Source organism: Sinorhizobium fredii USDA 257 (assembly GCF_000265205.3).
GTDB lineage: Bacteria > Pseudomonadota > Alphaproteobacteria > Rhizobiales > Rhizobiaceae > Sinorhizobium > Sinorhizobium fredii_B.
In genome coordinates this window covers 1,912,765-1,925,547 of the sequence record NC_018000.1, presented here as the reverse complement: position 1 = coordinate 1,925,547, position 12,783 = coordinate 1,912,765, and the positions used below count along the sequence as shown (strand labels likewise).

At 59.3% G+C, this 12,783-nt stretch carries 11 protein-coding genes; 10 read left to right on the top strand and 1 reads right to left on the bottom strand.

Annotated features, from left to right (window positions below; all coding sequences use genetic code 11):
* Positions 1–168 precede the first annotated feature (168 nt).
* Both USDA257_RS08875 and USDA257_RS08870 read left to right on the top strand, forming a co-directional pair.
* Entirely contained in the window at positions 169–1,569 is a 1,401-nt protein-coding gene (locus USDA257_RS08875; RefSeq protein WP_144051912.1) for an MmgE/PrpD family protein, read from the top strand.
* Positions 1,570–1,616: 47 nt separating this feature from the next.
* Positions 1,617–2,492, top strand: a complete 876-nt coding sequence (locus tag USDA257_RS08870) for a 3-keto-5-aminohexanoate cleavage protein (RefSeq protein ID WP_014762583.1) — start codon at positions 1,617–1,619, stop codon at positions 2,490–2,492.
* Positions 2,493–2,660: 168 nt separating this feature from the next.
* On the opposite strand, the gene USDA257_RS08865 is transcribed toward USDA257_RS08870, so the two are convergent.
* The gene (locus tag USDA257_RS08865; protein WP_041414030.1) at positions 2,661–3,380 is read right to left on the bottom strand and encodes a TetR/AcrR family transcriptional regulator; all 720 of its coding nucleotides are present in this window, start codon (positions 3,378–3,380) and stop codon (positions 2,661–2,663) included.
* 216 nt (positions 3,381–3,596) lie between these two features.
* Here USDA257_RS08865 and USDA257_RS08860 point away from each other — a divergent pair, with 216 nt between their 5' ends.
* The 8 genes from USDA257_RS08860 (at position 3,597) to USDA257_RS08825 (ending at position 12,757) form a co-directional block, all read left to right on the top strand.
* On the top strand, positions 3,597–4,709 hold the full coding sequence (locus tag USDA257_RS08860; protein ID WP_014762582.1) for an extracellular solute-binding protein: 1,113 nt from the start codon (positions 3,597–3,599) through the stop codon (positions 4,707–4,709).
* A gap of 31 nt (positions 4,710–4,740) precedes the next feature.
* A complete protein-coding gene (locus USDA257_RS08855) occupies positions 4,741–5,823 on the top strand; it encodes an ABC transporter ATP-binding protein (RefSeq protein WP_014762581.1) in 1,083 nt (360 codons plus the stop codon).
* Entirely contained in the window at positions 5,816–7,540 is a 1,725-nt protein-coding gene (locus USDA257_RS08850; RefSeq protein ID WP_014762580.1) for an ABC transporter permease subunit, read from the top strand. The genes USDA257_RS08855 and USDA257_RS08850 overlap by 8 nt, the downstream gene beginning before the upstream one ends.
* Before the next feature lie 109 nt (positions 7,541–7,649).
* Positions 7,650–8,420 (top strand): SDR family NAD(P)-dependent oxidoreductase, encoded by a 771-nt coding sequence (locus tag USDA257_RS08845; protein ID WP_041414029.1) that lies wholly within the window; start codon positions 7,650–7,652, stop codon positions 8,418–8,420.
* Positions 8,421–8,546: 126 nt separating this feature from the next.
* Entirely contained in the window at positions 8,547–9,434 is an 888-nt protein-coding gene (locus USDA257_RS08840) for an alpha/beta fold hydrolase (protein WP_014762578.1), read from the top strand.
* A 191-nt stretch (positions 9,435–9,625) separates the two neighbouring features.
* Positions 9,626–10,603 carry a thiamine pyrophosphate-dependent dehydrogenase E1 component subunit alpha gene (locus USDA257_RS08835; protein WP_014762577.1) on the top strand — a complete coding sequence of 326 codons (978 nt, stop codon included), beginning with the start codon at positions 9,626–9,628 and terminating at the stop codon, positions 10,601–10,603.
* A 12-nt stretch (positions 10,604–10,615) separates the two neighbouring features.
* Entirely contained in the window at positions 10,616–11,623 is a 1,008-nt protein-coding gene (locus USDA257_RS08830) for an alpha-ketoacid dehydrogenase subunit beta (RefSeq protein ID WP_014762564.1), read from the top strand.
* Positions 11,624–11,629: 6 nt separating this feature from the next.
* Positions 11,630–12,757, top strand: coding sequence for an acetoin dehydrogenase dihydrolipoyllysine-residue acetyltransferase subunit (locus USDA257_RS08825; protein WP_014762572.1), 1,128 nt, complete (start codon positions 11,630–11,632; stop codon positions 12,755–12,757).
* Positions 12,758–12,783 lie beyond the last annotated feature (26 nt).

Here is a 12,783-nt window from a genome sequence, read left to right as displayed (position 1 = left end):
CGCGAGATGGAGGTAAAACGTTGCCTTGTCCCGAAAAACGATACAGCGTCTAGGTTTATGGTATATTGCATGCTGGCTCGAGCTTGTCAAATCCAGCTTAGATTTTGTCATCACTGATCGAGTTGACACTAGGGCAAATACCGACATAATTGCAATAAGCTGTATTTTGTGCCGAAAATCGGAACGTGGGAGGAGAAGACGATGGGAGCCACTACTACACGCGATATCGCCGAATTCGTTCGCGCAACGTCCCTTTCAGATGTGCCTTCGGACGTCGTCCAATACACGAAGCTTCTGGGGCTGAGCCATGTCGGCATGAACCTCGCCGGCACGAAGATGAAAGTCGGCCAGACGATCATCAAATACGTTCAGAGCAAAGGTGGTCATGCCGAAGCTGGCGTATACGGCGCTGGTTTCCGCGCTCCGGTGGAATACGCAACGATTGCCAACGCCAATTCTGCCCACGCAACCGAACTGGAGGACGACAGCTTCCCGGAGACCATGTACTCCTGCGGACATTGGCCGGCTGTCTTCGCGTTGAGTGAAAAGTACGAGCTTTCGGGGGAGCGGCTGCTCGAAGCACTCATTCTTGGGTATGAGGTGGCTGCCCGGCTTGGGCTCGCCTTCGACCGAGGAATGAAGAAGGGATGGGCAAGCTGGGCCGCTCTCGGCACCATCGGGAATGCAGTCGCGGCGGCCAAGCTGATGAATCTCGATCCTGAGCAGACGACTGCTGCGATCAGTTTGGCCGTTTCCCAAGCGGCCGGTCTCCTGAAGCAGACTGGGAGCGGCGCGCACATCATCGAGGCCGGTTTTGCCGGCCGCGACGGCGTCTGCTCGGCGGAGCTCGCCTCACTCGGCTATGTCGGGCAACCAGACATCCTTGAAGGCACGCACGGCTTCGGGGAGCTATGGGCTGATACGCCGACGTTCGACCTTGAACTCGGCGACGGGTACCGAATCTATCATGTCGGCATCAAGAAATACCCATGCTGCTTCTTCAAGCACCGAAACATGGACGGCCTCTTGGAACTGATACGCGAGCACGGGCTTCGCTGGGAGGATGTCGAAAGTGTGGATCATGGGATAAACGTAACGCACTCGCAGATACTAAAGTACGACCAGCCCGTTAGCGCAGAACAGGCGCGATTCAGCTTGCCTCATGCTACCGTCGCTTGTTTCCTCGAAGGCACGGTCTTCCTTGACAGTTTTTCGGATGAAAAGGCCGTGGATCCCAAATGGCAAGAGGCTAGGAGCAGGGTTACCGTCACGGTTCACAAGGACTGGCCAAAAGGGGGCGTGGAAGCTTTCGATAGCCCCATCACCATCAAAATGAAGAATGGCCGTGTGTTTGAGAAGCTTTGCCATGACTCGCCGGGCGAACCCGCAAACAGCCGCTTCGGATCTTCGGAAGTAGTCGGCAAGTTTCAGAAATGCATGGATTTTGCGGGCCTGTATTCGAGCGACGAGATCAAGGAAATCGAGGGGCAGATGCTTGAGCTGGAAAACGTCAGCAATTTGTCAAGGCTCGTTTCCGTGCTGACCTTTCCCAAGCGACTTCGAGCATGAGCTGTCACGTCGATTCCAGTGGGTTCATCAGAAAGTAGGAGGGGAGCTTGACAACACCTACGATACTCACCTGCGCTGTCACAGGTGGTGACGATTCCGTACAACGGCATCCGCAAGTGCCGGTAACGCCGCGACAGATAGCAACTGCGGCGGTTGATGCGGCAAAGGCGGGTGCTGCGATTGTACATATTCATGTACGTGATCCTGACACCGGCAAGGCGAGTATGGAACTCGATCACTACAAGGAAGTGGTCGATCGGATCCGTGGCGCCAGCGTTGACGTCGTTATCAATCTCACCACCGGCCCGGGAGGCCGGTTTGTTCCGAGTCTCGAAACGACTAACGGTTTTGACGCCGGATCGAATGTAAGGCCGCCGGCTGAACGGGTTCGTCACATAGTGGAACTGAAGCCCGAAATCTGCAGTCTGGACATGGGTTCACTGAATTTCGGCCGAGGTGCACTCGTCAACACGCCGGCACAGATCGAACAAATCGCGGCAGGTATTATGCTCGCAGGTGTGAAGCCCGAGCTGGAGATATTTGAGCCCGGTCACCTTGCCTTGGCTCAAAAGATGATGGCGGCCGGAACGATCCCTCAAGACAGCTTCCTGCAGTTCGCTCTCGGCGTTCCGTGGGGTGCTCCAGCGACGGCGCAGATGCTCTCCTATTTCTTGGGCGCGATGCCGCATGGTGCGCTTTGGTCGGCTTTCGGGGTTGGCCGTGCAGAATTTTCGATTGTCGCGCAGGCGCACCTCATGGGTGGGCATACGCGCGTCGGTCTGGAGGATAATTTTTATCTGGAAAAAGGTCTTGTGGCGTCATCGAACGCGCAACTCGTCGAGAAAGCCGCCAAGATAATTCGCCTGTTAGGGGGCGAACTGGCGACACCTAAGGAAGCCAGGGCACTACTTGGATTGGCATAGCTTAGTTGCCGCCATTTATGTTTGCTGCCCAGGCAGCAACCCGACGCCGAGGCCACGCGGCACCCGCTCGAGTTTTCTGCACAATCAAGGACCTGATTGCTCACACACAACCCGACAGGAAGCGAACCGCGAGTTGATTCCTTCTGATTTATAGATCAGTGGCATAGATCATCGCCGGCTTGATCGGGCTGGCGCCGTGCTCGCACTCCCCACGCGATCTATGGAGGCGTTTGCCTGATCAGACTGCGACGCCAATATAGCGCGCGACATCGCGATGGCCCGCGCGGTGCACGCTTCGAGATCGCTGCCTGGTCCTGACCAGTCGCACCATGACCTAACACCATCGAGCAGCTTCATGATGGCCCGCGCCGAAACCTCACAATTCTTGTAGCCCATTTCGCAGGCCGCTGCCTCGTACATTCGCACACACAATTGCAGCCAGTGCTCAATTTCCTGCCGAATTCCTGGCTGTAGGAAACCGCAAATACGATCTGTAGCAACGAGTATGTCCCATAGATCGCTTTCTGGAAGTTCGAGCTGCCGCTTCACATGTGTCCGGACCATGCTGTCCCAAAATTCGCCCACGCCAGCGCTGTTCTCGACAGCGCTGAGGATCGCGGAACCCCAGCAGTGATAATGCCATCGCAGCGTCTGGGCGACGATTTCATCTCGCCCGTCCGGAAAATGAAAATAGATACTGGACGCCTTCACATCGAGAGCCTTGGCAAGTCCTCTCATCGTTACGCCAGAGAAACCTTGCGTTGTTGCAAGTTCGAGAAAAGCTTCAAGAACTTGGCGACGCCCGTTGGTCAATTTGGTCCAGTTAAATTGATCGAGGTGGCGGCGCATCTCATCACACGCTTGCTGAACTCGAGGCGGCAGAGTCATCTACAGGGTCCTTACAAAATGGCGGCTTTGAGCGTTCGCTAACAATGCTGCTTACGGCTTCATCTATATGTATGTCTCCGCTCTGGCAATTCTTAGGAGACGGCCAGCTTCTCCCCAGTCCGGTCTTGGAAGACATCATTTCAAAAGAGATTGACTCTGGCCGCGATTTGGAGGCAATCTAACTGCCGTTAGTTAGATATAAAGGGGATCAAAAAAATGTCCGATAAAATGCAGCAGTCGGCTACTCGCCGCACGATCCTGAAAGCAGGTGGTGCCATCGCAGCCACCTCGCTTCTCGCGCCGGCAATCATTCGAAACGCTTGGGCGGACGAGGAACCGATCACCCTCCTTACATGGGAGACCTATCATGAGCCTGATTGGATAGCCGAATGGGAAGCGGCCAATGGCGGCGTTAAGATAAAACCCGTCGTCATCTCTTCGCTTGACGAAGTCTTCGCGCAACTCCAATCCGGCGCTGTGAAGCCCGACGTGGTCTATTCCGAGGCTTCCACAGCCGGGCGTCTCAAGACGGCAGGACAAATCGGCCCGTTCGATATCTCCAAAGTTCCCAATGTTGCAAATGTCCTTCCTGGTCTGAACTGGAAGGAGCCTCTCTCCGTCGACGGTACCGTTATGGGCATCCCGCTCCACTGGGGCACGCAGCCACTTCAGTACAATGCCGATGTGATCAAAGAGCCACCCACGACTTGGGGTGACCTGTGGGACGAAAGCTACAAAGGCAAGGTGACGACGTTCGATGACGCTACCGTTAATATTCCGATGGTCGCACTCTATGTCGGAGCCAAGGACCCGTTCAGCCTGACCGAAGAAGAGTTTACAAGGGTCACCGACGCGCTCCGTGCACTGAGGCAGCAGGTGCGGGTGGTGACGCGCGGCTTTGACGATGCGGCTACCATTTACGCCTCCGGCGAGGCGGTGATCGGCTACTGCCACAATGTCGCTGTTGTGAACTCGCTTAAGAAAAAGGGGGTCAATTCAAAGTACTCGCTGCCTAAGGAAGGCACGCCTTCCTGGATCGAAGGCACGTTCGTGACGCCCAAGGGGCAGCGGGATATCGTTTATAAGTTCCTTGATGACACCATGTCGCTGCCTTGGCAGGCGAGGTTCATGAAATTCTCCGGAAGCAACGGCATTCTCACTGGCGCGGACGCCCTCAAGGCAGGGCTTACTGAAGAAGAGCTGAAGAACACGAACATCCCGGACTCCGAAGACCCGAATTTCAAGGATAACCTCGTGTTCTTCCGAGAGCCCGAAGATGTCGAGCGTCGAATCCAGATCTGGAATGATTTCCTCGCCGGCACCCTTTGATATCGGCTCAAGTTAGCTCTGGAGACTGGCCATGGGAACACGTGAAACCGGCCCGGTACTTTCGCTTGCCGGAGTATCGAAAACCTATGAGGGCGCACAAAAGCCGGCGCTCGACAAGGTATCATTCTCGGTGAAGCCCGGAGAGTTTTTTTCGATACTTGGGCCAAGCGGATCCGGTAAAACCACCATCCTCAGAACCGTCGCCGGCTTCGAAAGGCCTGACAACGGGCAGATTCTGATGGAAGGAGAGGCGATGAACGCTGTTCCGCCCTTTAAGCGGGACGTTCGCACTGTATTCCAGAGCTATGCATTGTTCCCGCACCTCACGGTGCGGGAAAATGTCGAGTATCCCCTGCGGATGCAGCGCGAGCACAAGGCAAACCGCCGGAAGAAGGCAGAGGAAGCGCTCTCCCTTGTCGAACTGTCGACCTTTGCGGACCGGCTGCCGCATCAACTTTCAGGGGGGCAACGTCAACGAGCGGCTCTGGCGCGCTCCATCGTCTCACGGCCAAAACTTCTTCTTCTGGACGAGCCCCTTGCCGCTCTTGACCTACGTCTGCGCCAGCAGATGCAGCACACATTGGTTGCCCTGCAGAAGGAACTTGGAATCGCGTTCATGTATGTCACGCACGATCAGGGCGAGGCGCTGTCTATGTCTGACCGCGTCGTCGTCCTGCATGACGGAAAGATCGCCCAACTGGGTACGCCGCGCGAAATCTATTTTGCGCCGCAAAACGAGTTCGTCTCCAGGTTCGTCGGGCGGTCGAACCTTATTCATGTTCGTTTCGAACCGACGGGCGATGGCTACGCTGGCACGATTGAGGGGACCAGAATTGCCGGCCTCACCTCCGATAGAGGCGGAACGGCGCGGATGGCCATAAGGTACGAGGCAGTGCACGTTAAGGCTCTGAACGGAGCAGGGCGTTCGCCCGACGCGATCCCGGGAATAGTCGAAGACGTCCTTTTCCTGGGGACGAATTGTGAGGTCAATGTCCGTTGCGGTGGTCTCAGCTTGATCGGAACCGTGCCAGCCGCACGAGACTCAACTTTCTCGCCCGGTCAACCGGTGCAGGTCGCCTTCGATCTCGTAAACACGCAGGTGTTTTATGACTGATAGCGTCGCGACAATGTCTCTAGAGCGCATGTTCCGGCGACGCTTGCCGCTGAATTTCAGTTTCGCAAGCGTTCCCGTGGTGGCCTGGCTGTTCCTCATCGTTATCCTGCCGAACCTCCTTCTCATAGGAACGAGCTTTCTCAAGTCCTCGGCGGGTGTCATCCTCTTTGAACCCTCACTGACGAATTACGCGCGGATCTGGAATTCGGCAGGCTTCTGGGCCTTGCTGTGGCGCACGCTGTCGTACAGTTTCATAGCCTGCGTGTTCGCAACCATGATTGCGTATCCGCTCGCCTTTTATGTTGGCCGGGTCGTAGGGCGGAACAAAACCCTACTGACAATGCTTATAGTAATCCCGCTGTGGATCAGCCTCCTCATGCGAATTTTTGCATGGCGGGTAATCCTAGGCCAGTCGGGGGTGCTCAATGCGGCGCTGGTGTCCAGCGGAGTTCTGGACGCGCCATCGGAAGCGTTTCTCTACAGCCCGACTGCAGTTGTTATCGTCTTCGCCTACATCTCGGTTCCGTTCATCTTCATCTCGACTATGGGGGCGTTCGAGAAGATCCCGCGGGACCTCTTCGAAGCATCCGAAGACTCCGGCGCTACCGCCTTTCAGACCTTCGTCCATCTTGTCTGGCCGCTTACGCGCAGAAACCTGGCGATAGGCTTTTCACTGGCGTTTCTGGTGACTGTTGGCGATTTCGTCACTCCGGCGATGATCGGTGGGATTGATGGCACGACCCTCGGGGTGGTCGTCTCCACACAATTTGGCTTTGCAAACAACTGGCCTTACGGCTCGGCTGTCGCCGTTGCTCTGATGCTGAGCGCTGGCTTGCTTCTTGGCGTCATCATCGCTCTGTGTCCTTCCAAGGGGGTCATGGTCGGCGGAGAGTCTGATCAAGCGGTTGCGCCTGCGGCGAACCCTGCGACCCGCTTGGGTCGCCGTTTTGGCGCCTTCGGTCTTGTCGCGGCTATCGCCTACCTGTACGCGCCGCTGGCCATCATCGTGCTGTTCTCGTTCAACTCGGCAAACTTGCAGGTTTTTCCGGTTCAGGGGCTGACACTGCATTGGTACCACGAACTTCTTCAGGACCAATCCCTGATCGAGGCTGCGCGGCGCTCTCTTGTGGTTGCAGCGTGTGTCGTATCAGTATCGGTCGTAGTCGGCACGGCATTTGCTCTGATCGTGCACTACGCCAGACTGAAGGGAGCGCGTTTCTATGAAATGGCGTTCGCCCTTCCCATCGCCACCCCGGGCGTCGTCCTGGGCATCGAGATGGTGCTGGGGACAGAACTGTTCGGTATCCCGTCCGGTATCACGCGCATTGTTGTTGGGCAGATGAGCTTCGTCATGCCGGTGACTCTGCTTCTATTGTTGGTGCGGCTGCGGCGCATCGATCCAAGCCTCATGGAAGCTTCGTTGGACCTTGGGGCCAACCGGTGGCAAAGCTTTGCCTACGTTCTGTTCCCCATGATCAGGGGAACGATCGTGGCCAGCGCTTTTCTCGGTCTCACCCTTTCAGCCGATGACGTCATGGTCACCCTGTTCCTTTCGGGTGGTTCACCGACGTTGCCGATCTGGGTGTTCAACCAGATGCGATTTGGGTTCACGCCTTCGGTCAACGCAGTCTTCTCGCTGCTTTTGTTTGCATGCTTGCTAACGGTGACGGTGGCGAGCTGGCGAAACGCTCTCAAGCGAGCTCGGGTGCCGAATTGAGGATTAGTTAGTAGCACGCAGCCACGGCAGGTTCGCGCCGAGAGCATCTGCCAAACGATTGCACGCTGTGGCTGCGAGAACAGTAATCAAGAAGAGGAAAGGTTTAGCGGTGAATAGCTATAGTGGTCGAGTAGTTGTCGTGACCGGCGCCGGATCCGGCATGGGACGGGCGATGGTAGGCGAGTTTGTGTCCAGGGGGGCTTATGTCGCCGCTTTTGACATCAATATGGGCGGAGCGGCGGAAACGGTCGAAAATCTGGAAAAGCCAGAAATGGCATATCCGCTGCAGGTCGACGTCAGCGATCCGCAGAGCGTGCAGAACGGAGTGGAAGCCGTCATTTCGCGCTGGGGTCGGATTGATCTTCTCTGCAACAATGCGGGCGTTCTCGACGGGCATGCTCCGGCTCATGAAGTTAGCCTCGACGAATGGAACAGGGTCCTTGCGGTGAACCTCACCGGACCATTCCTGATGTCGCGAGCGGTCATCCCGCAAATGCTGGCGCAGGGAAAAGGCGCCATTATTAATACGGCTTCGACATCCGGCTTTAGTGCTGCCGGCGGAGGTTCAGCCTATACCGCTTCAAAGCACGGTGTCATAGGTTTGACACGGCAGCTCACTTTTGAGTACGGCGCGCGCGGCATAAGGGTAAATTCCATCTGCCCGGGAGCAACCGCCACTCCTCTTGCCCTGCCTGAGCACAATGCTGCCTCTCCAGACATGGACCTTGCAATCAGCAAGGTGCCGGCTCGCCGGTGGTGCCAGCCTGAGGAGATCGCAAAACTTGCAGCCTTCCTCGGAAGCGATGATGCGGACTACGTCCACGGCAGCGCCTACGTGATGGACGGCGGCTGGCTGACCGCCGCACGCGACCCGTTCTGAAGGTTTGGTGGCTTGGGTCTTGCCGATGGGCATCGGCAAGACCTCGGCGCCGCGATGAATTGCGGAAGCGGTCTGTGAGTTGGGCGAAGACGCCATTGAGACAATAGTTATGAGTGGGAGAGCGCGATGGTTGAAAGACAAGAGTGGCCAGAAACCGGGATCGAGGGTTTCGAACGCGGCTTTGCAACTGTGGACGGTGTCAGGTTGCACTATGTCAGTGGCGGGCGGGAGGATGGCGAAGTCGTGCTTCTGTTCGCCGGGTTTCCCCAAAGCTGGTACGCTTGGCGTAAGATTATGCCGATCCTCGGCGCGCGCTACAGGATCATCGCGCCCGATCTGCCTGCACAGGGCGACTCCGATCGCCCGATGGGCGGCTGTGATACGATGAGCATCGCGAAGATCGCCCGTGGCCTTGTTCAGAAACTGGGTATCGATCGCCACTTCTTGGTGGCCCACGATATCGGCGCCTGGGTCGCATATCCCTACGCAGCGCTCTACGGAAGCAGCGTTAAAGGGCTGGCCATCCTCGATACGGGAATACCTGGCATCAGTCTTCCCGACGCGCTGCCTTGGTCCTCGGACGTGGCATGGCGGACGTGGCACGTCGCCTTCCACAACGTTGCCGACTTGCCGGAGGCACTCATCCAAGGCCGGGAGCACATCTATCTTAACTGGTTCCTGCAGCGCAAAGCGGCCAATCCGCAGGTGTTCTCCGATGCCGACTTCGAAGAGTATCTCCGCGTCTTTCAGTACAGCGGGCTCAAGGGCGGGCTCGCCTACTACCGCGCCGTAACGTTGTCGGCGCAGCAAAATCGGGAACTCAGCGCCAAGGGAAAGCTGGAGATGCCCGTTCTCGCGGTGAGGGCCGATCAAGGGTCGATGCCGGACCTGGTTGCACAATTGCAGACGATAGCAACCAGTGTCCGGGGGACCGCAATAGAGTCCTGCGGTCACTATCTGGCGGAAGAGCAACCCGACGCGCTCGCGCGTGAGCTGCAGGGCTTCTTCGGCTGACTTCTGACGTCAGCATGCGGGTGCGGTGGTCCACCTTCCCAAGTCGGGTGGATTCCAGTGGCTGCGGTTGATCGCGTTCTGGTCAACCGCAGCCGAGATCAGAACCGGCACACGGCATCAACGCTCAATGGTGACCGGCGAACAGGCGAAAGGCAGCTCTACGCGCCAAGCTATAAACAAGGGAGTTTGGAATGTCGGCTTTACAGTTCTCTCGCGAGGAACTCGTCAACGTCTATCGGACCATGCGGACGATCCGCCGGTTCGAGGAGCGGGTGATGCAGGAAATGGGGACCGGTGATATCCCCGGCAACACCCACCTCTATGCCGGGCAGGAGGCAAGTGCGGTCGGCGTCTGCCTGCAGCTTCGCGACGACGACTACATTTCCTCGACGCACCGCGGTCACGGCCACTCGATCGCCAAGGGTGTCGACATCGACGGCATGATGGCCGAGCTGTTCGGCCGTGCCAGCGGCACCTGCGGCGGCAAGGGCGGATCGATGCATATTGCCGATCTTCGCAAGGGGATGCTGGGTGCCAACGGCATCGTCGCGGCCGGAGCGCCGATCACCTGCGGCGCGGCGTTGAGCGCCAAGCTGCTCGGGACCGGGCAGGTGGCGGTCGCCTTTGCCGGCGACGGCGCCATGAACGAAGGGGTGATGTCGGAAAGTTTCAACCTCGCCAAGATCTGGATGCTGCCGATCATCTTCGTCATCGAGGACAACGGCTTCGGCGAGGCGACGGCGAACGCGTATGTATCGGCCGGCAGCTTCACCCGCCGCGCCGAAAGCTACGACATCCCCGCCATCGAGGTCGACGGCACCGATGTCTTCAGCGTCTATGCCGCGGCCGGCGAGGCGGTGGAGCGCGCCCGGGCGGGCGGCGGCCCGACGATGCTGCACGTGCATGTGCCGCGCTATTACGGCCACTACAGCGGTGACCCGGACACCTACCGCACCCCCGAAGAGAAGGCGGCGATGCGTCGCGAGCGCGATTGCCTCAGCAATTTCCGCAAACGCGTCAAGGAGGTGTCGCTGGTCGAGATGGCAGAGCTCGATGCCGTCGACGCGGCGGTCGAAGCCGAGATCGACCGTGCCGTCAGTGCGGCCAGAGCGGCGCCGTTCCCACCGCTCGCCGCGCTCACCACCGATGTTTACGTGAAGTATTTGTAAGGAGCCGCGACGATGGCACAGAAATCATTTCGGCAGGCCCTGAACGAAGCCCTTCACTTCGAGATGGGCCGCGACCCGCGCGTCATCATGATGGGCGAGGATCTGACCGGCGGCGCCGGCGCCAATGGGGTGAAGGATGCCTGGGGTGGTCCGTTTGGCGTCACCCGCGGGCTGCTCGACGCCTTCGGGCCGGAGCGCATTCGCGACACGCCGATCAGCGAGGCGGCGTTCATCGGCGCGGCGGCGGGGGCAGCGCTGACCGGCCTGCGCCCGATCGCGGAAATCATGTTCGTCGATTTCGCCGGCGTCTGCCTCGATCAGATCATGAACCAGGCGGCGAAGTTCCGCTTCATGTTCGGCGGCCGCGCCAAGACGCCGCTCGTCATCCGCGCCACCTATGGCGCCGGCAGCCGCTCCGGGTCGCAGCACACCCAGGCGCTCTATCCGATCTTCACCCACATTCCCGGTCTCAAGGTGGTCATACCGTCGACCCCCTATGACGCCAAAGGCCTGTTGCTGCAGGCGATCCGCGACGACGATCCGGTGATCTTCCTCGAGCACAAGATGCTCTATGACACGGTGGGGGAAGTGCCTGACGGCGCCTACACGATCCCCTTCGGCGAGGCGCGGGTGGCGCGTGACGGCAAGGACGTGCTGATCATCGCCATCGGCCGCATGGTCCAGGTCGCCGAAGAGGCCGCCCGCAAGCTGGCGGCCGAGGGCATCTCCGCCTGCATCATCGACCCGCGCACCACCTCGCCGCTCGACGAAGACACGCTGCTGGAGTTCACCGAGACGATCGGGCGTGTCGTCATCGTCGACGAAGCCAATCCGCGCTGCAGTGTCGCCACCGATATCTCGGCGCTGCTTGCCGACAAATGCTTCGATGCGCTGAAGGCGCCGATCAAGCTGGTGACGGCGCCGCATGCGCCGGTTCCCTACGCCCCCAATCTCGAGGACGCCTATATCCCGTCGGCCGATGCCGTGGTGAAGGCCGCGACCTCCATTATCAAGAGGTAGACCACGATGTCGTCAATCGAGGCAGTCACCGTTCCCAAATGGGGAATGACGATGACCGAGGGCAAGATCACCCAGTGGATGGTCGGCGAGGGCGAGCATGTCACGCGCGGTCAGGAAATCCTGGAGATCGAAACCACCAAGGTCACCAATGTCGTCGAAGCCGCCGCCACCGGAACGCTGAGACGCATCGTCCTCAAAGAGGGAACGACGGCGCCGGTCGGTGCCCTGGCCGGGGTGATCGCCGAGGCGGCGGCGACGTCGGAAGAGATCGACGCCTTCATCGCAAGCTATGCCGACCGGCTTGGTGCAGGCGACGAAGGCGACGGCGGCGTCCCCGTGCCGCGAACGATCGCTGTTGATGGGGGTGCCGTCAACGTTCTCGAAGCTGGACCGCAGGGCGACGAGACGGTGGTGCTGCTGCACGGGTTTGGCGGCGATCTTTCGACATGGCTGTTCAACCAGTCGGCACTCGCCGAAAACATGCGGGTGGTTGCCATCGACCTGCCCGGACACGGCGCGTCGTCGCCGATCGCGGGCGGCGATGTCTTCCCGAAGATCGTCTCTGCCGTGGAAGCGGCGGTCGAAGCGGTCGCGCCCGGCAAGCTTCACCTCATCGCCCACTCCTTCGGCGGTGCTGTCGCCGCGGCGATCGCCGCCAATCGGCCCTCGCGCGTCGGTTCGCTGACGCTGATCGCCCCGATCGGGCTGAGCCGCCAGATCAGCCGGGATTTCCTCGTCGACTTCGTTGCGGCGGAGCGCCGCCGCCCGCTGCTCGGCGTATTGGAGCGGCTGTTCGCCGATCCGTCGAAGATCACCAGCGACATGGTCGAGGGAACGCTTCGCTTCAAGCGGCTCGAGGGTGTGCCGGAGGCGCTGTCGGCGATCGCCGACACGATTGCCGACGACAATGGCCAGCTGCAGTCGATCGGCGACCAGCTTCAGGCGTTGACGTGCCCGGTGACGCTCATCTGGGGCGAGCGCGATGGGATCGTCCCGGTGCCGCAGCAAGCCGAAGTGCCCGGCAATGTCCAGCTGCGCATCATCCCGGGCGCCGGCCACATGCCGCAGATGGAGGCATCCTCCGCCGTCAACGAAGCCATTATGGAGAACATCCAGCGATCGTCAGGAATCTGATTGTGGGTTCCCTCCGCTGGCCGTCA